General features: G+C 63.7%; 19 protein-coding genes. 15 read left to right on the forward strand and 4 right to left on the reverse strand.

Going from position 1 to position 25,032, the window contains the following annotated elements:
- Positions 1–6: 6 nt before the first annotated feature.
- Positions 7–3,060: an ATP-binding protein gene (locus tag VGH41_RS16580; protein WP_331598577.1), complete on the reverse strand. Its 3,054-nt coding sequence runs from the start codon at positions 3,058–3,060 to the stop codon at positions 7–9.
- A gap of 243 nt (positions 3,061–3,303) precedes the next feature.
- Between VGH41_RS16580 and VGH41_RS16585 the strand changes: the two genes are divergently transcribed.
- The 5 genes from VGH41_RS16585 to VGH41_RS16605 all read left to right on the forward strand — a co-directional run bounded on the left by VGH41_RS16585 (position 3,304) and on the right by VGH41_RS16605 (position 12,755).
- Complete coding sequence (locus VGH41_RS16585; protein WP_331598578.1) at positions 3,304–6,402, forward strand: ATP-binding protein; 3,099 nt, start codon at positions 3,304–3,306, stop codon at positions 6,400–6,402.
- Positions 6,403–6,620: 218 nt separating this feature from the next.
- On the forward strand, positions 6,621–8,330 hold the full coding sequence (locus VGH41_RS16590) for a thiamine pyrophosphate-dependent enzyme (protein WP_331598579.1): 1,710 nt from the start codon (positions 6,621–6,623) through the stop codon (positions 8,328–8,330).
- Positions 8,331–8,760: 430 nt separating this feature from the next.
- Positions 8,761–10,938, forward strand: coding sequence for a TonB-dependent siderophore receptor (locus VGH41_RS16595; protein ID WP_331598580.1), 2,178 nt, complete (start codon positions 8,761–8,763; stop codon positions 10,936–10,938).
- Between the two features lie 25 nt (positions 10,939–10,963).
- Entirely contained in the window at positions 10,964–12,184 is a 1,221-nt protein-coding gene (locus tag VGH41_RS16600; RefSeq protein ID WP_331598581.1) for a PepSY-associated TM helix domain-containing protein, read from the forward strand.
- 112 nt (positions 12,185–12,296) lie between these two features.
- Complete coding sequence (locus tag VGH41_RS16605) at positions 12,297–12,755, forward strand: hypothetical protein (protein WP_331598582.1); 459 nt, start codon at positions 12,297–12,299, stop codon at positions 12,753–12,755.
- A gap of 28 nt (positions 12,756–12,783) precedes the next feature.
- Here VGH41_RS16605 and VGH41_RS16610 read toward each other — a convergent pair whose 3' ends face one another.
- The 3 genes from VGH41_RS16610 to VGH41_RS16620 all read right to left on the reverse strand — a co-directional run bounded on the left by VGH41_RS16610 (position 12,784) and on the right by VGH41_RS16620 (position 15,479).
- Positions 12,784–13,572, reverse strand: a complete 789-nt coding sequence (locus VGH41_RS16610) for an SDR family NAD(P)-dependent oxidoreductase (RefSeq protein ID WP_331598583.1) — start codon at positions 13,570–13,572, stop codon at positions 12,784–12,786.
- A gap of 90 nt (positions 13,573–13,662) precedes the next feature.
- Positions 13,663–15,048: a hypothetical protein gene (locus tag VGH41_RS16615; RefSeq protein WP_331598584.1), complete on the reverse strand. Its 1,386-nt coding sequence runs from the start codon at positions 15,046–15,048 to the stop codon at positions 13,663–13,665.
- A gap of 101 nt (positions 15,049–15,149) precedes the next feature.
- Positions 15,150–15,479 carry a hypothetical protein gene (locus tag VGH41_RS16620; RefSeq protein WP_331598585.1) on the reverse strand — a complete coding sequence of 110 codons (330 nt, stop codon included), beginning with the start codon at positions 15,477–15,479 and terminating at the stop codon, positions 15,150–15,152.
- Between the two features lie 152 nt (positions 15,480–15,631).
- Here VGH41_RS16620 and VGH41_RS16625 point away from each other — a divergent pair, with 152 nt between their 5' ends.
- The 10 genes from VGH41_RS16625 to VGH41_RS16670 all read left to right on the forward strand — a co-directional run bounded on the left by VGH41_RS16625 (position 15,632) and on the right by VGH41_RS16670 (position 24,716).
- Complete coding sequence (locus VGH41_RS16625) at positions 15,632–16,060, forward strand: DnaJ family domain-containing protein (RefSeq protein ID WP_331598586.1); 429 nt, start codon at positions 15,632–15,634, stop codon at positions 16,058–16,060.
- Positions 16,057–16,809, forward strand: a complete 753-nt coding sequence (gene tadA / locus VGH41_RS16630; RefSeq protein WP_331598587.1) for a tRNA adenosine(34) deaminase TadA — start codon at positions 16,057–16,059, stop codon at positions 16,807–16,809. Before VGH41_RS16625 ends, tadA begins: the two co-directional genes overlap by 4 nt.
- A 27-nt stretch (positions 16,810–16,836) precedes the next feature.
- Positions 16,837–17,763, forward strand: a complete 927-nt coding sequence (gene ldcA / locus VGH41_RS16635; RefSeq protein ID WP_331598588.1) for a muramoyltetrapeptide carboxypeptidase — start codon at positions 16,837–16,839, stop codon at positions 17,761–17,763.
- Between the two features lie 322 nt (positions 17,764–18,085).
- Positions 18,086–18,802 (forward strand): GntR family transcriptional regulator, encoded by a 717-nt coding sequence (locus tag VGH41_RS16640; protein WP_331598589.1) that lies wholly within the window; start codon positions 18,086–18,088, stop codon positions 18,800–18,802.
- A gap of 358 nt (positions 18,803–19,160) precedes the next feature.
- Positions 19,161–20,645 (forward strand): NCS1 family nucleobase:cation symporter-1, encoded by a 1,485-nt coding sequence (locus tag VGH41_RS16645; RefSeq protein WP_331598591.1) that lies wholly within the window; start codon positions 19,161–19,163, stop codon positions 20,643–20,645.
- A gap of 34 nt (positions 20,646–20,679) precedes the next feature.
- A complete protein-coding gene (locus VGH41_RS16650) occupies positions 20,680–21,453 on the forward strand; it encodes an aspartate/glutamate racemase family protein (protein ID WP_331598592.1) in 774 nt (257 codons plus the stop codon).
- Between the two features lie 192 nt (positions 21,454–21,645).
- Positions 21,646–22,596 carry an allantoinase PuuE gene (puuE, locus tag VGH41_RS16655; RefSeq protein ID WP_331598617.1) on the forward strand — a complete coding sequence of 317 codons (951 nt, stop codon included), beginning with the start codon at positions 21,646–21,648 and terminating at the stop codon, positions 22,594–22,596.
- A complete protein-coding gene (uraD, locus tag VGH41_RS16660; RefSeq protein WP_331598593.1) occupies positions 22,593–23,114 on the forward strand; it encodes a 2-oxo-4-hydroxy-4-carboxy-5-ureidoimidazoline decarboxylase in 522 nt (173 codons plus the stop codon). The genes puuE and uraD overlap by 4 nt, the downstream gene beginning before the upstream one ends.
- A gap of 79 nt (positions 23,115–23,193) precedes the next feature.
- Positions 23,194–24,207: an allantoicase gene (gene alc / locus VGH41_RS16665; RefSeq protein ID WP_331598594.1), complete on the forward strand. Its 1,014-nt coding sequence runs from the start codon at positions 23,194–23,196 to the stop codon at positions 24,205–24,207.
- Positions 24,204–24,716, forward strand: a complete 513-nt coding sequence (locus tag VGH41_RS16670) for an ureidoglycolate lyase (protein ID WP_331598595.1) — start codon at positions 24,204–24,206, stop codon at positions 24,714–24,716. The genes alc and VGH41_RS16670 overlap by 4 nt, the downstream gene beginning before the upstream one ends.
- Positions 24,717–25,032: the final 316 nt, after the last annotated feature.

Here is a 25,032-nt window from a genome sequence, read left to right on the forward strand (position 1 = left end):
ACGCTCCTAGCGCGCTTCGAGCGTCTCGCGCAGACGATGGCCGCTCGGCAGCGTCGCGGCGAGGGCGTCTTTCAAGTTCTGGCTGAGCGTTGCGTGGCGGTGGGCCGCTTGCGTGTCGCCGGCCAGTTCGCAGGCACGCGCAGCGGTGCGCTGGATGTGCCAGTCGGCGAGCGGTGTCCGGTAATCACGCGTCGCGTCGAGCGCATGCTGCACGCAGCGCAGCGCGTGGTTCGCATCACGCTGTGCGCAGGCGACCCGCGCGCGCATGTCCCACGCGAAGCCCTGCCATGTGCGCTCTTCGATACGGGACGTCAGTTCGACGAGCCGGTCGGCATGGACGAGGGCCGCGTCGAGATCGCGCTGCGCAAGGGCGACGCCCGCGAGTCCCCATTCGAGCGGCAGTCGCCAGTACCAGTCGAAGATCACCGGCTGCGTGTCCATCCGCTGCATGACCTGTGTGAGGGCTTCGTGCGCGGCGTGCGTATCGCCGCGGCCGAGCTGTGCGAGCCCCGTCAGCAGCAGGCATAGCCGGTATTCGGCCGGCAGGATCGATTTGCCGCTGCCCGGTTCGGGCGACTTACCGGCCAGCACCTGCGTGCAGGATTGCAGCATCGCGTCGAAATCCATTGCGTGGAACTGCACCCAGCAGCGATACAGCGTGAGCGTATCGGCGCCGTAGGGGTTGCCGTTGTGCGCGAACATCGCGATGGCCTTGTCGAACTCGCGCTGGGCGCGGCCGAATTCGCCGAGATAGAGCAGCGTCCACGGCACACCCAGATGCACCATCCAGGTTGCGCGCGCCATGTTGAACTCGGGACGGTTGGCGTCGTTCTCGACGAGGAAACGGTAGTTCGCGAGGATGGTGTCCTGGGCTTTCTGGTAGTGCGACGACACGAGGCAGACCATGGCGTATTCGCACAAGGACCAGGCGGTCGTATAGGGATCCTCACCGGCGCGCAGGGGGACGAGCGCGGCCTCGCAGCGCGCGATGTCTGCCGCGCACCAGCCGCGGACCCACATCCGCCATACGTAGCAACTGATGCGGGTGCGGGCCTGCTGCTGCGGACTGGTTTGCCGGGCGCTCAGCGCGAGCGCTTCTTCGATGATCTGGCTGCAGCGCGCCTGGTCACGCCAGCTATAGGCATACGCGAGACTCAGCAAGGCACGGCTCTGGATGTCGATCAGGCCGTGCTGCGCGGCACGCTCGGCGAGCTGTTCGCAGGTTTCCCGCGCGCGCGAATCGTGGGCCGCCGCGAAGATCGAAGCGCGGCCCTCCAGAAATTCCGTTTCCGCCGCGGCGCGCGCTTGCGCAGGCAGGTTGGCCGCGAGCATCAGCGCGCGGTCGAGAACCGCGAGCGCGTCGTTGTAGGCGAGACGCTTTTTCGCCGTCTGGATTGCAATGCGCAGATAGCCGAGCGCGGCTTCCCAACGCTTCGCGGCGGCGAAGTGCTGCGCGAGTTCTGCGGCGAGCGCAGCGCGCTCGTCCGGCGCGAACAATGCCTCGAGCGCCTGCGCCACCTGCAGATGCGAGCGGGTGGTGCGCAGCTGACCTTGCCGCTCGTAGAGGGTCTGCCGGTACATCGTGTGGCGGAATGCGTAGGTGCAGGCGGCCAGACTGTCATCGAGCGTCGACCACGGCTCGCGCCGGATGAAGCTTTCCTGACGGCAAAGCGCCTCGCAGATATCCTCGAAATGCTCCTGGCTCAGGCCGGCGGCCGGCGCCGCGGTGGTCGCGCTAAACGCGAGGCCGGCGACGCTCGCGCCTTCGAGCGCGCGTTGCTGGTCGTCGGTGAGCCGCTGGATGCGATGCTCGATGACCTGGTTCAACGTGAGCGGCACTTCCAGCCGCACTTCCGAGGGCGACAGATGGAGCTTCCAGCCTTCGGGCGTGGATTGCGCGATGCCTCGCTCGACCAGGTGATCGAGCGTCGCGACCATGAACAGAGGGTTGCCGCCGGAGCGTTCGCGCACCAGCTGGGCGAAGCCGTTCGCAGTGTCGGGCCGCACAGCGCGCGGGCCGCCCGTCAGATATTCGGCAATCGCGCCTTCGCTCAACGGTTCCAGCACGATGTCGTGACACAGCTTCTGCAGTCCCAGATCGCGATTCAACCGGCATAACGGATGTTGCGCGAGTTCGGCGTCTTCCGGCCGGTACGTCGCGATCACCATCAGGCGAGCGCCGCTGCGGTGGCGCGCCAGCGCCGACAGCATGTCGACGGTCGAATAATCTGACCAGTGCAGGTCTTCGAACACCAGCGCGAGCGGACGCTGCAGCGACAGCGCGTCGAGGAATTCGCAGATCTCGCGCAACATGCGCCCGCTTGCCGCGCCGATCACCTGATGCTGCAGCTCGGCGCGGTATTGCTGCGGGACCGAGCCGAGCATCTGCAGCGCCCAGGTCGGCGCGATCGACACCAGCGTGCGCATGATCAGCGGGCCCGCTTCGCCGCGCGTCAGCTGCGTCAACGCGTCGAGCACCGGGTAGTACGGTTCGATGCCGCCGTAGCCTTCGATGCAGCGCCCAAGCGAGGTCAACACAGTGACGTCGCCATCGAGCGACGCGAGGAACCGGTTGACGAGCGTGGTTTTGCCGATGCCCGGTTCGCCCGCCACGAACACGATCCGCGATGCGCCATGGCGTGCTTCGTCGAACAGCGTCTTCAGGCGGTTCAGTTGCGCCGTGCGGCCGACGAATCCGCCGTGACCGACCTTGTCCGCCTCGCGCGCGCCGTTGCCGGAACCGCCCGAGAGCGGCGCAATGAAGCGATAGCCGCGGCCACGCTGGGTTTCGATAAAGCTTGGATGTCCCGCATCGTCGCCGAGCGCCGCGCGGATGGTCAGCATGTGGGCCTTCAGCACTTCGGGCTGAACATGCACGTTCTGCCACAGGGCATCGAGGAATTCGTCGTGGGTAATGAGCCGGCCTGGGTGCTCGACCAGGTATTGCAACATGTCGTAGGCGCGCGGCGCCAACGTGAGTTTGCGGCTCGTGCCGTCAGGCGCGCATTGCCAGACGCAGCGGTTGGCTCGATCCAGCCGAAACGGGGGGAAATCGATCACGTAGGTTCTCCGACCGAACAGCAACACGACCTGGTTGCCGCGATTCTATACTGCGCGTGTCGGTCACGCGGACTGGACCATTGCATGAGCCGATCGACACCAAAGATTCACCCTCGGGGATTTTGGCCGTCTTACCCTGACGGCCGCTGTGGACGCCTGCCGCGCCATACCGCACCGCAGTGCTCACGCATGTCACCCCGCAATCCATTTGAGCCTGATAGAGGCATGAGGAGCAAAGTGGATATGAAGGCCCCGTCGAGTACGTTTTCTTCACTCAGTTTCGAAGGCTTTCGTCTGGATACGGTGAACGAATGTCTGTGGCGGCTCGATTCCGACGCGACGCCCGAGCGGATCGAGCTGACGCGCAAGACCTTCGGTGTCTTGCGGTTTCTGATCGAGAATCGCGGCGCACTGATTACCCACGACGCGCTGCTCGAAGCGGTGTGGCCCAATGTGCACGTGCAGCCCGAAGTCGTGAAGAGCCACATTCAGATGATCCGGGCACGGCTTGGCGATAGCGCCCAGCGTCCTCGCTACATCGAAACCTTGCGCGGGCGCGGCTATCGTTTCGTCGCGCCGGTCAAGGCGCCCGCCGCGGAATCCGTGGGCGCCGCAAGCGAGGAGCGCTTCGGCCGCTTTGCGGGGCGCCGCGGCGAACTCCAGCAACTGCGTGCCGCAATGGAGCAGGCCCGCGCCGGCAACCCCCAGCTGGTGATGCTGGCTGGCGAGCCCGGCATCGGCAAGACCGCCTTGCTCAGACAGTTCGTCGCCGCCGAACGATTCGAGCATGACGAGGTGCGGATCGCGCAAGGGCAATGTGTCGAGGGCTATGGCGGCACGGAACCGTTTTATCCGGTTCTGCAGGCGCTCGGGCAACTGTGCCAGGCAAGCGGCGGCAGCGAAGTCGTGCAGGCACTGGTGAGGCTCGCGCCCACGTGGGCCTGGCAGCTTCCGGGTCAGGTGGCGAGCCAGGTGCGCGAGTCGTTGCATCGGCAGATTCTGGGCGCGTCGCGCGAACGGATGTTGCGAGAGATCCGCGGCTTACTAAGCTTTCTGACGCGGTCGCAGGCGCTGCTTCTGATCTTCGAAGATCTTCATTGGGCCGACTTCTCGAGCGTCGATCTGCTGGCGGCACTGGCACGCGAGCAAGGCGCGCTGCGCCTGATGGTGGTCGCCACCTACCGTCCGGACGAGGCCGCGCTCGCGCAACACCCCATCGAGCAGCTGCATCACGAGCTGTCGTTGAGAGCCCTATGCCGCGATCTGACGCTTGGCCCCTTGCCTCGCGACGCGGTGGTGGCATGGCTGACCGACCGCGATCATGTCGACCCTGCCGGGGAAGAACTGTCTTATCTGATCGCGCAACGTTGCGGCGGTAATCCGTTGTTTATGCAGGCGACCCTCGCCGATCTCATGGAGCGCAACCTGTTGCGCAAGACGGCGACAGGCTGGCGGCCGCTCGCGCCGCTGGCGATGCTCGGCGCGGCCGCGCCGCCCACGATCACGCGGACGCTCGAAGGTAGAATCCGGCGCCTCGCCGCCGACGAGCGCAATCTGCTCGAAGCCGCCAGCGTGGCAGGGCTCGCGTTTTCATCCGCGACGGTGGCCGAAGCAGCGGGGTTATCGACGGAACAGTTCGACGATCTGTGCGAAACGCTGGCACGCACCCAGCGCTTCATTCAGCGCTGCGGAGTGAAACGCTTACCCGACGGCGCAGCGGCGGCGCTGTTCTGCTTCGACCATGCGCTGGTACGCCACGCATTCTATGGACGTCAGGGGCTGACGCGGCGCTCACGTTTGCATCGGCAAATCGCGCAGCGGCTCGAAGCGATCTATCCTCGTGACCAGAGAGCGGAGGTGGCCTACGAGCTCGGGCAACATTTCGCTGACGCGAGGGACTGGCTCAAGGCAATCGACTATCTGCGCATTGCGCTGCAAACCGCGAAGCTGCGTTTTGCGTATCGCGAGGCGCACGCGATTCTCGACTTTGCGGCTTCGCTCACCGCAAAGCTGCCGGCCGATTTGCGTCCGCTCAAAAGTTTTGAGTTTGCCGAGGCGCGCGCGTCGCTTTATGCGGCGGCACATGACCCGCGCGCCGAGGCCGCCTGGATCGAACTGGAGCAGCAGGCCCGCACGCTTGCCCGGCTCGATGCGCAATTACGCGCCATGCTCGGCCTCGCCTACGTCTTCAGCTGGAGCGACAGGCAACGTTGCATCGAGGTGCTCGACGCCGCGCTCACGCTCAGTGCCTCGCATCCCGACCTGCGCGTCAGTGCGCTGGTTCGCGTGAGTGCCTACGTACGCCGTATCTGGACCGACGGCTGGTCGCATGCCGATCTGACCGAGTGCGAGAGCGCGTTGCGCGCACTGCGCGAAACGGGCGATCCCTTGCTGATCGCCCGGGCGAATCTGGAATACAGCATGCTGTGCATCATTTCCAGCCGCTACCGCGAAGCGCTCGGAACCGTGCGGGCGAATTACCAGATCCTCTTCGAGCATGCGGTGGCACATCCGGGCTTCGACCTCGCAAGGGCGACGTGGATGCTCCGTCTCGGTACGCCCTGGGCTCAGCTTTTCCTGGGCGAGCTGGGCCGGTCGATGGAGTCGTTCGACGAGGGTATGGCTTCATTCCGCGAAAATGGCGACTATTTTGCGGCGCGCACACTCGAGGTCTATCGGGGCTGGTTACTGTTGCACACGCTGGAGTACGAGGCGGTGATCGACATGTACGAACGCTTCGTCCCGGCCTCGCACCCGGCCGCTCAGGCGAGCGAAACCGGCCACGGCGCACTGCTGCCCGTGCAACATCGGTCGTGTCTCGTGCTCGCGGGCCTCGCGTATATAGGACTGGAGGACAGTGCACGCGCCGCTGCGCTGTTTGCCGAGGCGCAACGGCAGATTGACGCCACACCTATCATGTTCGACTGGTACTGGCGCCTCGCCATCGAACGGGGCAGTGCCGAGGCCGCGCTGCTGGCAGGCGATCATCGTGGCGCGCGATCACGCGCAGAGGCTTTCCTGACACTCGCGCTCGCCACCGAAGACCGCACGTGGCAGGCGCTCGCCTGGGAAGTCGCGGCACGCGAGGCGCTGGGAAGCGGCGCAAAGGTTCTGGCATTGGAACGGATCGGTGCCGGCTTCGCGGCCGCGTCAGGATTCGAAACGCCGCTGGCGGACTGGCGTCTTCACCGCACCGCGGCAGCGATTCACGAGGCTTGTGGCGACCCCGGCGAGGCGCAGGTTCAACAGCGTCTGTTCATTGCGACGCTTCAGCGGCTGTCGGATTCCTTGCGGCGCGACGCTCGGATCGGCCGCCGTCTGCTGGCTCTTTCAAGCGGCTGACACACGCATTTTCACGCATGAGAGACGGGAGAGCCGCGGGGGAGCCGCGAGGGCGCCGATCCCCCCTCAGGGTGATATCGGCTGATCCGGAGTCCAGGCAAGATGGGTCGATCGTCCCGCCAGTGAAAGCAGCGCGACCGGCAGTGACGAACTGCGGGCCTGCGATTCACAACGGCGGCGGATCATATCTTGTATCGGGCATCTTCAGGAGAGCCGACATGAGCAAAAAAGTTGCCGAAATCATTGTGGACACGCTCGCCTCGGCGGGCGTCAAGCATTGCTACGGGATCGTGGGCGACACGCTGAATCTGATCGCTCATCACATCAACGAGAGCGACATCGAGTGGGTCCATGTGCGCCATGAGGAGGCGGGCGCGTTCGCTGCCGAAGCCGAAGCGCTGCTGACCGGCAACCTGACGGCCGTGGCGGGAAGCTGCGGCCCGGGCAGCCTGCACTTCATCAACGGCCTCGTGGATGCCAACCGCAATCGGGCGCCGGTGGTTCTGATCGCAACCCAGGTGGCGAGCGAGGAACTTGGCTTCAACTTCCCGCAGGAAGTCGACTTCAAGGCGATCTACGGTTCGTGCAGCGTGTTTTGCGACATGATCATTACGCCGGAACAGGCCCGGCGCAAAACCGTGATTGCCTGTCAGACCGCCATTGCCAAAGGCGGCGTGGCGGTGCTGATCGTTCCGGTCGACATCGCCCATGCGGATGCGAGCGACAACGTGCCGTACTCGGTCCACACGAATGTGCCTGTGGTCCGGCCGAGTGACGCTGATCTCGATCGTGTAGCTGAGATCCTCAATGCGGGAGAGAAGATCGCGATCTATGGCGGCTCGGGATGCCGTGGCGCTCACGCTGAAATCCTCGCGGTCGCCGAGCGGCTCAAGGCGCCGATTGCGCACACCTCCCGCGCAAAAGACGCGCTCGAACACGACAACCCGTACAACGTCGGCATGACGGGCATCATCGGCGGCGAGGCCGGCTATCTGGCGGTATCCGAATGCGAGACCTTGCTGCTGCTCGGCGCCGACTTCGCGTGGCGGCAGTTCTATCCGGAGAAGGCCAAAATCGTTCAGATCGACATGGCACCCGATCATCTCGGCCGCCGGCATCCGGTTACGCTAGGACTGGTCGGCGACATCAAGTCCACCATGGAGGCATTGTTGCCGCGCCTCAAACCGCGCACGTCAACCGGGTTCCGCGACACGCTCGTCGAGCGGCATGCCCGCGCTGTGGAAACGCATCGGTCCAAGGCCGTGGCGTCGAACCGCGGCACGATTCCGCCAATCTATCTGACCGAGCTGATCAACCGGCACGCCGCAAGCGATGCGCTTTTCTGCGCCGACGACGGTACGCCCACTGTCTGGCTTTACCGGCATATCGACACGAACGGAAAACGCCGGGTGTTTTCGAGTCTGCTGCACGGCACGATGGCGGCAGCCCTGCCGATGTCGATGGGTCTGCAAAAGTGCCAGCCGGGACGCCAGGTGATTTCGATGTCCGGCGACGGTGGGCTCGCCATGCTGTTCGGTGAACTGATGACGGTCGTGCAGGAGAAACTGCCCATCAAGGTGGTGGTGTTCGACAACGGCAAGCTTGGCTTCATCGACATCGAGCAGAAGTCCGAAGGCATGCTGCCGCTCTATACGAACCTGCAAAATCCGGACTTCGGCAAGGTCGCCGAGGCGATCGGACTGTGGGGACGCACGGTGGCGAAAGCCGACGAACTCGAAGACGCGGTCGTCGCATGGCTGAACGAGCCCGGCCCCGCGCTGCTGAACGTCAAGGTGGATACGATGACGCTCGTGATGCCGCCGAAGATCGAGTGGGGCTCGGCATACGGGATGGTCCTGTATTCAGCGAAGGCCATGCTGCAGGGGCAATCCGCCGACGTGTTCGCCATGATCCGCGAGAATTTATAAGACGTGCTGGATTGGGCGGGGCGCGAGTGGGCGTGTCACACGGGCACCAAACGGAGGTGACCCGGACGCGAGCCGGACGCGAGCCCGGGCGTAACGAGCCGCACACCACTATCCGCAAGACAAGTCCAGTCGTAGCAGGACTCCAAACGCGGCACTTCGGCGCCGCGTTTTTCATTTGCGCCGCACTCCGTGAACCGGCCGGGCCCGAGCGGAGAAATTCAAGGCGAAAGACCCCGCCGCAGCAAAACAACGCCCGTAGCAACGGAAAGCCATTCGCAAGAATCTTGTTGCAGATGAGAATCAATCGCATTATCATCTGCAGCCTGTAGTTAATTTTCCACTTAATAAACCACCCGCTTCGAGCGCGTTCATCCAGTGCGTCATTGACGTCTCTGGCTGTACACGCACGTCTGCGCGCAATTCAAACAAAATGCAGAACCCGACTACCGTCCTTCGTCCGAGCTTCTCTCGCAGCACCCGCCGTACTCCGTCGCTCCTCAGTGCAGCCCTGCTGGCCAGCGCCGGATTGACCCTGTCGACGCTGTCGACGCCCGGCAGGGCTCAGGAAGTAGCGGGCGACACCGTCACGTTGCCGGCCTTGAGCGTGACCGCCTCGCGCGATATCACGACGGCACAGGTCGATACGGTCAGCGCCGGTGCGCTGGGTTCGCGCAAGCAGATCGACACGCCGTTTTCCACGCACGTCGTGACGAGCGAGGAGGCGCAGGACCTGATGGCGGCGACCGCCAACGACCTCTACAAGTACGACCCGGCGGTGTCGGTCAGCAGCGACAACCGGATCAGCGAAAACTCGATGTTCACGGTGCGCGGCCTGCCGATCGACACGCTGAACGGCATCAAGGTCGACGGCCAGAGCTTCCCGTCGTGGGACACGGACCTGTCGCTCGAACCGTTCGAGCAGGTCGAGTTGCTCAAGGGCCTGTCTGGCTTCATGTATGGCTTCGGCTCGCCGGGCGGCATCGTCAACTACGTGCTGAAGCGGCCCACGGACGAGCCCTATCGCAGCATCTCGATCGGTTACGAGACGGCCGGCGTGTTCAGCGAGAAGGTGGACCTGGGCGGGCGCTTCGGCATCGACAACCGCTTTGGTTACCGGCTGAATCTGGTGAACGAAGATGGCAATACCGCCGAAACCAACGGCCATGTGCGCCGCCAGGTGGCCTCGCTTGCGTTCGACTTCCGCATCACCCCGGATCTGACCTGGAGTGCCGACGCGTTCTATCAGAAGCGTAAAACCAACGGCACGCTGTTCGGCCTGATGTTCGGCCCGGGTGTGGGCATTCCCGACGCGAGCGCGGTCACGCACGATCTCACGCAGCCGCAAAACTACTACCAGACGGAGATGGCTTCGGTTGGCACCGGTCTCGACTATCGTCTCTCGGACAACTGGCATGCCAGCCTGAAGTACCGCTTCGCGAAAGAGAACCGCACCAACTCCGACAGTCTGCTGTTCGTGAGCGACAACGCGGGCAACTACTCGAATACGCTGTACGCCGCGCTGACGCGTTATTTCTATCAGAACGTCGATGCGATGGTGCAGGGCAAATTCAACACGGGCAGCATCAGCCACGACGTGGTGCTCGGCGCGGGCTTCCAGTCGCAAACCAGCGAATACAGCAACAGCGAAGGCTGGAACGACGGCTTTGCGCTCGGCACCGGCAACATCTACGGCAGTTCGTTGCTGACCAATGCCGACGTCAATATTGGCGAGGACCTGTACCGCCAGTCGCGCACCACCCAGGCGGCGGTCTATGCGAGCGACACCGTGCAGTTCACCTCGCGCATCTCGGCGCTGCTTGGCCTGCGCTACACCCAGTTCCACCAGTTCGTCTACGATCCGGGCAGCGTGGTGACTTCGCGCTACAGCGCGGACCCGGTCACGCCCACCGTCGCGCTGATGTTCAAGCCGGACGCGTATTCGACGCTCTATGCAAGCTACGTGGAGTCGCTGGAGCAGGGCGGTTCGGCATCGAACACCAATCTCAACTACCCGGCCACCTTCGGCCCGCTGAAAAGCAAGCAGTACGAAGTGGGCTTCAAGACGGATCGCCGCAAGTGGGGCGCCGACATCGCACTGTTTCGCGTCGACCAGGGCTACGACTACACGAATTCAGCCAACATCTACGTGCAAAGCGGCACGAAACGCTACACCGGCGTGGACGCGAGCGGCTGGGTCCAGCTTGCCAACGACTGGCGCCTGCTGGGCGGCGTGATGTGGCTGGATGCGAAGGCCGTGGACGTCGACGATCCCACCATCGAAGGCAAGCGCGTGTACGGCGCGCCGCGCTTCACGGCGACGGGCCGCGTCGAATACAACCCGTCGTACTTCCGACCGTTGACGGTGGCGTTCGGCGGCAAGTACGTGGGCAGCATGGCCGTTGATGCGGCGAACACGCAATTCGTGCCGTCCTACGTGACCTACGACCTGAGCGGCAAGTACGAAACGCGGGTCGCGGGCAAGGACCTGACTTTGCGCGTCGGAATCAACAACCTGTTGAATCGCCGCTACTGGACCACCGCATGGGGTTATTACGTGTCGCCGTCGCCGACGCGCACCGCGGTCGTCAGCGCGACGATGCAGTTCTGATGAACGCGTACTGGATGGCGTGCCCATGAGATCGATTCTCGTGCGCCTGCACCGATGGTTCGGGATCGGCACGGCGCTGTTCCTGTTCCTGTCCGGACTGACGGGCGCAATCATCGCGTGGAATCAGGAACTCGATGCAGCGCTCAATCCCGAGTTCTACTACGCGCAGTCGCATGCACCGGCGCTGTCGGCGCTGGAACTGGCCAACCGCGTTGAGGCGGCGGAGCCGCGTCTGCGCGTAACGTATTTGCCGCTCGGTATCGTGCCGGGGCAAACGCTGCAAATGCGCGTGGCCGGACGCGAGAATCCGCAAACGCATGAGCCTTACGAGCTCGGCTTCAACCAGATCGCGGTCGATCCCGGCACAGGTGTCATCCAGGCACGCCGCGACTGGGGCGCGTTGTCCGTCAAGCGGGCGAACCTGCTGCCGTTCGTTTATCAGCTGCACTACACGCTGTACCTGCCCACCACCGGCAACGGAATCGCAATCGGCGTGTGGCTGCTGGGCATCGTCGGGATCGTCTGGTTGTTCGACAGTGTGATCGCGCTGGTTCTGGCATTTCCCAGCATCAAGACGTGGCGCAAGTCGTTCGCGTTCCGGATGCGCCGCGGCGCCTACACGCTTGCGTTCGACCTGCATCGCTCCGGCGGTGTCTGGGTGTGGGGGCTGTTAGGCGTGATCGCCGTCACGTCCGTTTCGATGAACCTCGAACGGCCGGTCATGCGTCCGGTTCTTTCGCTGTTTTCGAAGCTGGCGCCGGACCCTGAAAGCGATCCCCGACTGCTGGTCAAGCCCGCACCCGACGCGCCGATGCTGACGCGCGAGCGTCTGGTCGAGCTGGCGACGGCCGCCGGCCAGGAGACGAAGCTGAGCAACCCGCCTGGCGTGATCTTCGCGGTCCCCGCGCTCAATCTCTATGGCGTGGGCTATTTCAAACCCGGCAGCATGTACGCCGATGGCAGTCTGGGTAACCCGTGGATTTACTGGAACGCCACGACCGGAACACAGGTGGGCACTTCAGTGCCGGGCCGCGGCACGGCCGGTGACATCTTCCTGCAAGTGCAATTCCAGCTGCATTCGGGGCGCATTCTGGGGCTGCCCGGGCGCATCCTCATCAGCTTCATGGGCGTGATGGTGGCGCTGCTCAGCGCGACCGGTCTGGTCATCTGGTTCAGGAAGCTGAAGGCGCGGCGCAGTGTCGCGCAGCGCGTGAAGATCGGACGGAGCGCCGGGCGTGCGTCGTAACCCGGCCCAGGACGGATTCATTGTGGCAGCGCGCACGGTCATGCCAGCAACTGCGACCCGCCGACACGCCCGTCTATAATCCTTGTCCACCTGGACCCTGGAACGCCGACCCGTGAAAACGCTCATCGTCATCGCACTCGCTACGCTTGCACTCGTGGGCTGCTCGTCAGCCGAAACCCAGGCAGACAGGGACACGTCGTTTGCCCACTCCGAGAACCAGTTAGACAGCGCGCAACGTCATGCCACGGTGAGCTGCCGCGACCAGCCGCAATGCGACGAGGCCTGGGCCGCGACCAGAAGCTACGTCGAGCAGCATTCGGAGATGCCGGTGATTCGCGCCGACGCGCTCGCCATCGAATCCGACGTGCCGGGCAGTTCCGGCCACGCCGTCTACTCCGCGACTCGGGTGGCGAAGGGCGGCGGGGCGACCATCACGCTCTACGCGCAGTGCCGCGGCATGTACGGCGCGGATCACGCGAAGGGCTCGGACTACGACGAATGCGTGAAGAAAATCACCACCACGCAGAACGGCTTCGCGCTCTTTCTCGAACAGCATTTGTCCAGCCATTGACGACGCGCCCGGAGGTACCCGGCACACGTCACACGGTCTTCAACATGCCGCCGTCGACGAAGTACGCCGCGCCCACGCTGTAACTTGCCCGCTCGGAACACAGGAACACAATGAAATCGGCGAGCTCCGCAGGCGAGGCGAAGCGCCGGATCGGCGCGTGCTCGTCAGCGACCTGCTGAAGGTGGCCCTCCCAGTCGCCGCCGGACGATTGCGTCAGCTCTTTGGCGGTCTTGATCCAGTCCGGCGTCAGGATGAGGCCCGGGTTGATCGTGTTGACGCGAATGTTGTCCTTGATCAGTTCGTTGGCGAGATTCTTCGACAGCATCAGCAGCGCGGCTTTCGTGACGTTGTAGATCGGCTCGTAACCGAGCGGCTGGACCGCGCAGATCGACGCATTGTTGAGAATCACGCCGCCGCCGCGCGCTTTCATCAACGGCACGAGGCCGCGCGCGAGGCGTACCGCCGCCATGACGTGCAGCTCCCAGTAAGCCTGCCACTTGTCGTCGGGTGCCTCCATGATGGTTTCGTTGCTGCCGGTGCCGGCGTTGTTGAACAGGATGTCGGCGCCGCCAATCTGCTGCGCCGCCTTCACGATCTGTTCCACCCCTTCGACGGTTGCCACGTCGCACGCCACCGCCACGGCCTGCACGCCATGCTGGGCTGCGATCCTGGCGGCGGCGTCGGCGAGCCGTTCCGGCTGACGGGCGGCCAGCACCAGATTGACGCCTTCGGCAGCGAAGCCCTCGGCGACCGCCAGCCCGATTCCGACGCTCGCGCCAGTCAATACCGCCGTCTTTCCGCGCAGCTTCAAGTCCATGACTTCGTCTCCTGATCGTTAGTGAAAATAGGCTCGGCCATCTGTCGCGATGCGGCTTCTGATTTCGCGCGAGATCGGCACAACACGCGTCTATTGCACCACCGCGCGCTCCGTCATCAAGCGTTCGAAGGCATCGACGATACGTTGAACGGAGGCATTCTTGTGAGCCAGTTCGCCCGAGCTGCGCTCATAGTGCGCCAGCATGGTTGCGTTGGCTTCGAACACGAATACCTGGCCGTCCGGCAACAGCGTGAAGTCGATCCCGCCGTAGTCCAGATCCAGCCGCCGGCCGATCGCGCCGAGCGCCGCCATGGCGCGCTCGCCGAGCGCCGCGACGGGATCGCGCAGGAAGCGCCGCTCCTCGTCGAGCTTCCACGCGTGGCTTTCCATGTCGGCGGTGTAGTAATGGACCATCCACTGCGACGAGATGGCCAGGTGGTAGGGATACGCTACGCGGTCGACGAAGATCATCCGGTACTTGCGGTAATAGCCATCCGCCGAGCGGTAGTCGCGAAACGCCGTCAGATACTGCGCGCCTTTCAGTTCATCGAGGCGCTGCGCGAGTGCCGCAAAGGTTTCGCAGAGCACCAGTCCTTCGCCGCCGTGTGTCGCGGCCGGGCGCGCCAGCGTGGGCAGCGCGATGCCGTGATCCGCGAGCAGCGCGGCCAGCGCACCAACTGATCGAGGCCGCTCTTCGATGCGCAGACAGGGCGCGACCTGCACATCGCGCAGATCACCGAGCAACGCGGGCAGTCGATCTCGCGCTGTCCGGGCAATCGCGTGAAGCGGATTGAGCAGCGGACGCGCGCAGCGCGCTGCAAAACGCTCCAGCCGCTCTTCGAGTGGTGCAGCGACATCCGGTTCGCCAATCGCGTTGAAAACGAGGTCGAAGGGTGGAAGCTGCCCGTCTTCCGCGTCTTCTGCGTAGTCAATCGCGTACTTGATGCGGCAGTTGACCGCGCCCGGCAACAGCGTCTCGAACGGCACGTTGCCGGTGGTTCGGGCCGCGCACAGCACCAGCACATGACGCCGCTGGCCGGGAGCCGCTTCGATGAAGACCCGCTGGATCCGATAGGCGCGTTCCCGCCAGGCATGGGCTTGCGCGTCGCGTCCGGCGTTTGCGTGGATCGCTGCGAGGTTCTGGCAGGCAACGGCCATCTCTGGATCGAGCTTCAGGACAAGCTCGTACCAGCGTGCGGCGATCTCGTGATCGCCTTTCATGAAGTAACCGGTGGCGACGTCGCACAGATTGGCGGCGCCGGCGTCCGGCGAGCCGTCGGCGTAAGCATCGAGCGTGTGGGCGGCGATCAGGTGAGCCAGCGCGCCGAGTTCGTCGCCAGCGGCGCGCTTTTCTTCGGCCAGCGCGCGATGCGCGCCGGCGTCGAGCGACGCGGCGCCGGTTGCCTCGTCGCACGCTTGCGCGATCTCGTCACCGGCGCTTCGATCTGGGTGAATGGGGTGTGAATCTCGAGTCATATTCCTGCGGGATAGGCGTGATAGCGGCGCACCACCTGGCGCGCGCGGGATCCAGAGTACAGCCGTTCGTGCCCCTGTTGCAGGAATTTACGCACTGTCCGTCAGAAGCGCATGCCGGTGGCGCAAGCGCCCGCGAAGCCGCCGCCGCTACCGCCCGCGCCGCCGCAGAACACGCCGCATCCCGACAGGGCGCCGGCCGCGAGCATGCCGACGAGCACGGCGCGCAGAAGAGACCACCGGACCCGGCGGCCGACAAAAACCGGCATGGACGAGTGAGGACACGGGGCGCCAGGTGCGTGAACACGTTCCGGCAGGATCGACGGCGCGACGGGGGACGATGTGAGCAGGGCGGAACGCATAACGAATCGAAATCCAGTCACTGGAATAGAGGTTTTGGTCTTCTGCGAAAGCAGATCGTAAAGTCGTGCCATGAACCGTGGCACGAACCGCTCACCCTAACGCGGACCCAGGCATCCCTGAAATATGCGGAATCCGCACATCAGAGGGAATTGTCAGTTTGGGGACCGGAACTTACGCGTGGCTCCCTGATAGAATGCGTGAGCCGCAACGTAGTGGACTGCAGATGAGATTGCTTGACGCGTTAGTTGAACAACGTATAGCCGCCGCGGCAGCGCGCGGCGAGTTCGACGATTTGCCGGGTTCAGGCGTGCCGCTTGCCCTGGAGGATGACGTGCTGGTGCCGCAGGAAGTGCGCGTCGCCAACCGGATCCTGAAGAATGCGGGCTTCGTGCCGCCCGCCGTCGAACAACTGCGGGCGCTGCGCGACCTGCAGGAAGAGTTGAACGCGGTGAGCGATCCTGCCACCTGTTGCAGCCTGCAGGCGAAGATGCTGGCGCTGGATATGGCGCTCGAATCGCTGCGCGGCGGGCCGCTGGTGCTACCGCGCGAGTACTGCCGGCGCATCGCCGAGCGGCTCTCCGAACGCGCGGCCGGCACCGGCAGCGTCGATGATGCGGCGAACCTGCCCGCCAGTGAGCCGGGGGCGCGGTGAGCGCGCCGCTCACGCATTGCGCAACACCTTCAGGTTCGGCGGCTTCGACTGACACGCTCGGGCCGGCGGAGGCGCAGATGCCGTCGGCGGCCGCGCAACAGTGCGCTCCAGCATGCGGTGGCGGCGAGCAAGCCGAAGCGCTGTCCCCGCAAACCGCCGACGTCTGCGAGTCCCCCGTCGTTTCTGTCACCTTCTCCGCACGCGACCTCCATTTCATGAAGTTGGCCCGGGCCGCCGCCGAAGAGGCGCGCGCGGCCGGCGAAGTGCCGGTCGGCGCGGTTCTGGTGCGTGGCGACGAGGTGCTGGCGACCGGCTTCAATCATCCGATCGGCGCGCATGACCCCTCGGCCCATGCAGAAATGGTCGCGCTGCGCGCTGCCGCACAGTGCGTCGAAAACTACCGCTTGCCTGGCTGCGAGCTGTATGTGACGCTTGAACCTTGCCTGATGTGCGCCGGCGCAATCATGCATGCGCGGATTGCGAGAGTCGTGTTCGGCGCGCGCGACCCGAAAACGGGCGCGTGCGGCAGCGTCGTCGACGCGTTTGCGAATCCGCAGCTCAATCATCACACGACGGTGGTGGGCGGCGCGCTCGAAGACGAATGCGCGGACGCGCTGCGCTCGTTCTTTGCCGAGCGGCGGCGGGCTTCACGTGAAGCCCGCAAAGCGCGCGCAACAGCTGGATCTCGTGATACCTGTGAATCAGGTGACGCGGACGGGGACGAACTCCCACCGGCCGGGCCACTCTAAATCAGCAACCTCACCTTACCTGCGCCCATGATTGCCCATCGCACTTTCGAATTGATCGCACCTTCGGGTTATCCGAGCGACTCCGAAGCGGTTCGTCGGGCGCTGCATCGGTTGCGTGCGCAAGGACATCGCGTCGAGGGCGTGGGCGCGACTGAGCGCCGCTATCAGCGCTTTGCCGGGACTGACGGCGAGCGCGCCGCCGAATTGAACCGGCTCGTCGACCCGTCGCGCAAGCTGCCGGACATCGTGCTTGCGGTGCGCGGCGGCTACGGCGCGGTGCGCATCCTGCACGGACTCGACTATGACGGGCTGCAACGACGGCTCGCCGACCGCCCGCTGGCATTTGTCGGACATAGCGATTTCACCGCGGTCCAACTGGCCTTGCTGTCACGAGCAGGTCTGAAAACCTTCGGCGGCCCAATGCTGGCGGGCGACTTCGGCGCAGAAAATCTGAGCCAGTTCACCATGCAGCACTTCTGGTCGACCCTCACCAAACCCTCCATGACGCTGACCAGCACCGCGCCCCAGTTGCAACCGGTCGACGTCAGCGGCGTGCTGTGGGGCGGCAATCTCGCGGTCTTGTCCGGGCTCGTCGGTACGCCGTATTTGCCGCCGGTCGAAGGCGGCATTCTGTTTATCGAAGACGTGAACGAGCAGCCGTTCCGGGTCGAGCGGATGATTTACCAGCTGCATCTGGCGGGCATCCTCGAGCGGCAACAGGCGCTCGTGCTCGGCGATTTTTCGGGCGGCAAGCCCTACGATTACGACAACGGCTTCGACCTGGACACGATGATCGAGCACGTGCGCGCCGTGGTCGGCATTCCGGTGGTCACGGGGCTGCAGTTCGGGCATATCCCCGACATGCTGACGCTGCCGGTCGGCGCGGACGGGCATCTGGTCGCGGATGCGCACGGCTTCAAGTTGACGGCAACGGGCTATCCCTATCTGGGCTGAGCTCGACGGCGCGTAGGGCAGGCAAGAAAGCGGGCAGTCGCCCGCTTTGTTTTCGACTTCATAACGCAACTAACGGTCAGTTTTCACCGCACTCTCCGTGCATGCCCGCCCGTTCATTCCCGCGATTTTGTCGACAAAATCAGCCCGCAGAAAACGGGGCGGATCAGATTGACCCAGGGTGTGTCCCAATGCTGGCGGCCATCAGGCAATACTGGCGGGCCTGCTCAAGTTTTCGCGGCGCCGATTGTCGAAAATCCAGCGTAAAAATTGTTGACAATCTTTATGGCCGTCCTAACATGGCCAACATACCGGAACGCATATTATGTCGACCCCCTTCTCCGCCACCTCGAATGGTTCGAAACCCGAAGCGATTGCCGAGCGCATCCGCGCCGCCATTCTCGAGCATCGGCTGGCGCCAGGAGCGAAGTTGACAGAAGCACAGTTGTGCGAAGTATTCGGCGTCAAGCGCGGGCCGATCCGGCAAGCCCTGACGCAACTGGCGACCGACCGGCTCGTCGATCTGGAGCCCAACCGCGGCGCCTTTGTCGCGAGTCCGTCGCTGCAGGAAGTGCATGAAGTGTTCGAGATGCGCCGCATCATCGAACTCGCAGTCGTGGAGCGGATCTGCGCCGGGCATGGGCCGCGGCGTCTGAAGCATATCGGCGGCATGATCGGTCGCGAGCGCAAGGCGTTTGAGACGCGCGACTTTTCGGCATGGATCCGGCTGTCGGGCGAATTCCATACGGAACTCGCGGCGCTGACCGGCAACACGGTGCTGTGCGACTGTCTGAACGGACTGGTGGCGCGCTCGACCCTGATTTCGGCGCTATACGAATCGCTCGGGCGCAGCCCGTGCTCATTCGAAGATCACGAAGCCATTCTCGCCGCCCTAGACACCGGCGATGCGAAGGAGGCCGCGGCCTTGATGTCGCGCCATTTGCAAAGCGTCGAACTGAAGATGCTCGACCGGCCGTCAAGCGGCGCGGCCGATCTGCACGAAGTGTTCGGCGTACGACCCGGACCATCCGCAACAGCGTGAGGCGCGTGCCTCACGCGTAATGGTGAATGTTCTGCGTGGTAGTGCGTCATTGCATTGAACTCGAATAGCCGAATCATCGTAGCCAGGCGGTGTGGCGAAGCGCGCCCACGGCTTGCTCGCGGCCGCTCTTCCAGGGTGGCGCATCGGCAAACGTTTTGACGTGAGTCCGCGGCTCGCGTCGAAGCAATAACCACAAGTGCGTAAGTACGGATATCACCGCGGTGGTCGACATGAATACGTTAGGCATACTAAGTTATTTGTTTGACGAAAGAGACATGTCGGATGCAGTGCCCGTCGGTGAGCAATCGACGGTCCTTTAATCGATTGTCCGCATATCCCGGATCTCCCAGGAGGAGCCATGGCTCAGTTCAGTGCAGCGCCGCATAATCCCGCCATTCCCGCGTACAGTGAAGACGGTCCGGAACACAATCCCTCCTTGCCGGCCGGCTACAGCGAGCGTCTGTACAACGCAGATCTCGCGCCGCTGCGGCAACAGACCTGGAGCGCCTACAACATCTTTGCGTTCTGGATGTCGGATGTGCACAGCGTGGGCGGCTATGTGTTCGCCGGCAGTCTCTTTGCGCTCGGTCTGACGAGCTGGCAGGTGCTGATTGCGCTTCTGGTAGGCATCACGATCGTCAACGTGCTGTGCAACCTGATTGCCCGGCCGAGCCAGCTGAACGGCGTGCCGTATCCGGTCGCGTGCCGCTCGACCTTCGGCGTGCTCGGCGCGAATCTGCCCGCGGTGATTCGCGGCCTGATCGCGGTTGCGTGGTACGGCATCCAGACCTTTCTGGCATCGAGCGCGCTCGTGATCGTCGTGCTGAAATTCTTCCCGCAATGGCTGCCGTATGCGGACGTGCATCATCACGGCTTCATGGGGCTTTCCGCGCTGGGCTGGGCCGGTTTTATGCTGCTGTGGGTGCTGCAGGCGCTGGTGTTCTGGCACGGCATGGAAACCATCAAGAAGTTCATCGACTTCGCCGGGCCGGCCGTCTATGTCGTGATGTTTGTGCTCGCAGGGTACATGGTATGGCGCGCCGGCTGGCACAACATCGGCATCAATCTGGGTGGCGTCAAATATCACGGGCTCGAAGTGGTGCCGGTGATGATTACGGCCATCTCCCTCGTGGTGTCGTATTTCTCGGGTCCGATGCTGAATTTCGGCGACTTCTCACGCTACGGCAAAAGCTTTCGCAGCGTGAAGCGTGGCAATTTCTGGGGGCTGCCCGTCAACTTCCTGGCGTTCTCACTCGTCACGGTCATCACGACGGCCGCTACCTTGCCGGTGTTCGGCGAACTGATTACCGACCCGGTCGAAACCGTGGGCCGGATCGACTATCCGACGGCGGTCATTCTCGGTGCGTTGACCTTTACGATTGCCACAATCGGGATCAATATCGTAGCGAACTTCGTCTCGCCGGCTTTCGATTTTTCGAACGTCGCACCGCGCCTGATCAGCTGGCGCATGGGCGGAATGCTGGCCGCGGTGGCGTCGATCTTCATTACGCCGTGGAACCTGTTCAACAACCCGGCGGTGATTCATTACACGCTGGATGTGCTCGGCAGTTTCATCGGACCTTTGTACGGCATCCTGATCGTCGATTTCTATCTGGTGAAGCGTCAGAAAATCGTGCTGGACGACCTGTACAGCGTGTCCGAAACCGGCGCTTACTGGTATCGCAACGGCGTGAACTACAAGGCCGTCGCAGCGCTGCTGCCGGCAGCGCTGATTGCGGTCATCTGCGTGATGGTGCCGTCGCTGAACGGCATGGCGAATTTCTCGTGGTTTATCGGTGCGGCACTCGGTGCGGTGTTCTACCGCGCGCTGACTTACCGCTAACGTACTGGCAAGACCGCTGCAACAGGAGCTGTATATGCGCATCAAACTGATCAACCCGAACACCACCCAGCGCATGACGGATGCAATGGGGCGCTGCGCGCGCGAAGTCGTTGCCCCCGGCACGGAAGTGATCGCGGTGAGTCCGACCATGGGGCCGCCGTCGATCGAGGGCTATTACGACGAGGCGCTCGCCACGCCCGGTCTGCTGGCGGAGGTCGCGGCCGGCGAGCAGGAAGGCTGCGACGGCTACGTGATTGCGTGCTTCGGCGACCCGGGCTTGTACGCGGCGCGCGAGCTGGCTCGTGGTCCGGTGATCGGCATCGCCGAGGCGGCCATGCACGTGGCGAGTGTGCTTGCACCATCCTTCTCGGTCGTGACGACACTCTCACGCACCTGTAACATGGCCTGGCATCTGGCGGAACGGTACGGCATGACACGCTTTTGCCGTAACGTGCGCGCCACCGACGTAGCGGTGCTCGAACTCGACCAGCCGGGTTCGGAGGCGCGTCGCATCATTCTCGACGAATGCAGCCGCGCGCTCGAAGAAGACGGATCGGAGGCGATCGTGCTGGGCTGCGCCGGCATGGCCGAGCTGTGCGCGCAGATCCAGGACGAGCTGGGCGTACCGGTGGTCGAGGGCGTGACCGCCGCGGTGAAATGGGTGGAGGCACTGGTGGCGTTGCGCCTCGGCACGGCCAAGCGCGGCGACTATGCGCGGCCGCTGCTGAAACGCTACGACGGTGCGCTGGAATCTTTCAGCCCGACGGAAGCGCAGCCGAATCCGGCAGCGTCGCGTTTCAGGCGCTGATACGGACGCCTGAAAGCCGCCGCGCACATACATTCCGGCTGACACGCACTATCTGCCGGGCTGTATGGGCGCCCCCGGGTGTTTTCGATACACTGGTTCCACCAGGCGCTGGGCTACCCGACGGGCGTTTTTTCGCTGTTTCCGGCCTTCCGGCGCAACTTCTACGTTTCGTCACTACGCATTCGTCCAACCATGCCACTCGACTCGAACTATCCACGTGATCTGATCGGCTACGGCCGCCATCCGGTGCAGGCTAACTGGCCGGGGCAGGCGCGCGTCGCGGTGCAATTCGTGCTGAATTATGAAGAGGGCGGCGAGAACTGCGTTCTGCATGGTGATTCGGGCTCGGAGCAGTTCCTGTCGGAAATCGTCGGCGCGGCGGCTTATCCGGCGCGTCATATGAGTATGGAGTCGATCTACGAGTACGGTTCGCGCGCGGGCGTGTGGCGCATTCTGCGCGAATTCGAAAAGCGCGGTTTGCCGCTCACCGTGTTCGGGGTCGGCATGGCTATCGAACGCAATCCGGAGGTGGCGCGCGCCTTCGTCGAATTGGGGCATGAGATTGCATGCCACGGGTATCGCTGGATTCACTATCAGGACGTGTCGCCGGAGCGGGAGGCCGAGCACATGCGCCTCGGCATGGAAGCCATCCAGCGCGTCACGGGCGAGCGTCCGCTTGGCTGGTATACCGGCCGGGACAGTCCCAATACGCATCGTCTGGTGGCGGAATACGGTGGCTTCCTGTACGACTCGGATTACTACGGCGACGACCTGCCGTTCTGGATGAATGTCGAAGTGACGGGCGGCGCCACACTGCCGCATCTTATCGTGCCGTACACGCTCGATACCAACGATATGCGCTTTGCAAGCCCGCAAGGCTTCAACACGGCGGATCACTTCTTCACTTATCTGCGCGACGCTTTCGACGTGCTCTACGAAGAGGGCGATGAAGCGCCCAAGATGCTTTCCATCGGCATGCACTGCCGCTTGCTTGGGCGACCGGGCCGGTTCCGGGCGCTGCAGCGCTTTCTGGATCACATTGAGCGGCACGACCGCGTTTGGGTCTCGCGGCGCGTCGACATTGCGCGGCACTGGCGCGAACACCATCCTTACCAGCAGAATAACCGCGGGGCGACGGCATGAAAGCCATGCAATACACTCTGAACCAATTGAACCGCCTCTCCAGTGACGCCTTCGTTGCGGCGCTCTCGGGCATCTTCGAGCATTCGCCATGGGTCGCGGAAGTCGCAGCGGCACAGCGGCCGTATGCGAGCATTGACGCGTTGCATCGCACGATGTCGGACGCCGTCGAAACCGCCGGCGAAGCGAAGCAGCTTGCGCTGATCAACGCCCACCCGGAACTGGCCGGCAAGGCGGCCGTGCGCGGCGAACTGACGGCGGAGTCCACGCGCGAGCAAAGCGGCGCGGGCCTCGCGCATTGCACGCAGGAAGAATTCGACAAACTGGTTGCGCTCAACGCGGCGTATCGCGAGAAGTTCGGCTTCCCGTTCATCCTCGCGGTGCGGGGCTATGACCGCCACGGCATCATTGCCAACTTCGAAGCGCGCGTGAACAACAGCCGCGTGGATGAATTGCGCACGAGTCTCGACCAGATCTACCGTATCGCACGCTTTCGGCTCGACGATCTGATCGACGCGTAGCAGTTTGCGCGGGCCGATCCACGAAAGTCCCCCGAATCCAGGCGTTTTCTCGCACTAACAGACAGGAAGGAAGACAAAGATGGCACTCCCGATTCTCGACCCCAATGCACCGGACTTCACGCGCCGCTATGTGAACCTGGCGGACCCCCGTCTTGGCGCCAAGGCCCTTGAAGCGAGCGACGATTTCTTCGCGCCGAAGGAGCGCATGTTGAATCCGGAACCCGCCGTTTTTATTCCAGGCAAGTACGACGATCACGGCAAGTGGATGGACGGCTGGGAAACCCGTCGCAAGCGCGTGAGCGGCTTTGACTGGTGCGTCGTGAAGCTGGCGCGGCCGGGCGTGATCAAGGGACTTGATCTGGATCCCAGCCACTTCACCGGCAACTTCCCGCCGGCGGCTTCGGTGGAAGCGGCACGCGTCGTGGAGGGCGAGCCGAACCAGTCGACCCAATGGACGGAAATCGTGGCGTCGACCACGCTGCAAGGCAACACGCATCACTATCTCGAAGTGCACGCCGCGGAGGCATACACGCACCTGCGCGTGAACATCTACCCGGACGGCGGCATTGCGCGTTTGCGAGTGTACGGACAGCCGCAGGTCGACTGGGCCGGTGCGAGCCGCACCGAGCAGTTCGATCTGGCCGCCATGGAAAACGGCGCGTATCTGGTGGCCGCAAACAATCAGCACTTTGGCGCGGCTTCGACCATTCTGATGCCTGGTCGCGGCTTGAACATGGGCGACGGCTGGGAAACGCGCCGCCGCCGTGAACCGGGAAACGACTGGGCGATCGTCGCACTGGCGCAGCCGGGCGTGATCCGGAAGATCGAAGTGGACACCGCGCATTTCAAGGGGAACTATCCGGACCGCTGCTCGATTCAGGCGGCGTACGTCACGGGCGGCACCGACAGCTCGTTGATCACGCAAGCCATGTTCTGGCCCGTGCTGCTTGGCGAGCAGAAGCTGCAGATGGACAAGCAGCATTACTTCGAAAGCGAAGTGGCCGCGCTCGGCCCGGTCACGCACGTGCGCTTTAACATCATTCCGGACGGCGGAGTGTCGCGTCTGCGTCTGTGGGGCACGCTCGCATCATGAAAACGCTCGTCATCGAAGCGCTGACGAAGGCGGCGTTCGCCCCTTTCGGCGACGTGATCGAACTCGAAGGCGCGAGGCAGGTTCCCATCAACCTCGGCACGACCATCCGCTATCACGATCTCGCGAAAGTGGACGTGACAGATGAGGGCGGCCGCGCATTGGTGAACCTGTTTCGCGGCCAGCCGCGTGTGCTGCCGTTCGAAGTGAAGATGCTGGAGCGGCATCCGTTAGGCAGTCAGGCGTTTGTGCCGCTGAACGACAAGCCGTATCTCGTCGTGGTGGCGCCGGCGGGCCAACTCGATCCGAGGCTGATGCGTGCATTCGTGACGAGCGGATGGCAGGGCGTGAACTACGCGAAAGGCGTGTGGCACCATCCGCTGATCGCATTGGGCGAGGTGAGCGATTTCATCGTGGTGGATCGCGGCGGTGAGGGTCTCAATCTCAACGAGCAGGATCTGGCTGAGTCGTATTGGCTCACTGAGGATGCGGTAAATGCGGTGGCTGTCTGACACAGGCGCAGTCTTAACGCAGTAGCCGCGCAAGGAGTGAAAACGGAAACGCCCGCAGAGAATGCTGCGGGCGTTTTTGCATTGCGGATGCCGTTTTGGTCGATACGGGTCGAGGTTGACCCGCTCATTTTCAGTCACCGCAGATACGCCACACACTGCAATGCTCTTTTCGCGGATGGTTCACCTCGAACAACGGCCGGTCAAAATCCAGGGTCCGCATCCACCGATATGTCCCGATGCCAAAAAACGGGCAGAAAGTGGCGTATCAGACGCCCTTAGGCGCCAAGACTTTCGATCACGCAAAGCACGATACCCA

It is taken from the genome of Paraburkholderia sp. (assembly GCF_036488795.1).
In the GTDB taxonomy this organism is placed as follows: Bacteria; Pseudomonadota; Gammaproteobacteria; order Burkholderiales; family Burkholderiaceae; genus Paraburkholderia.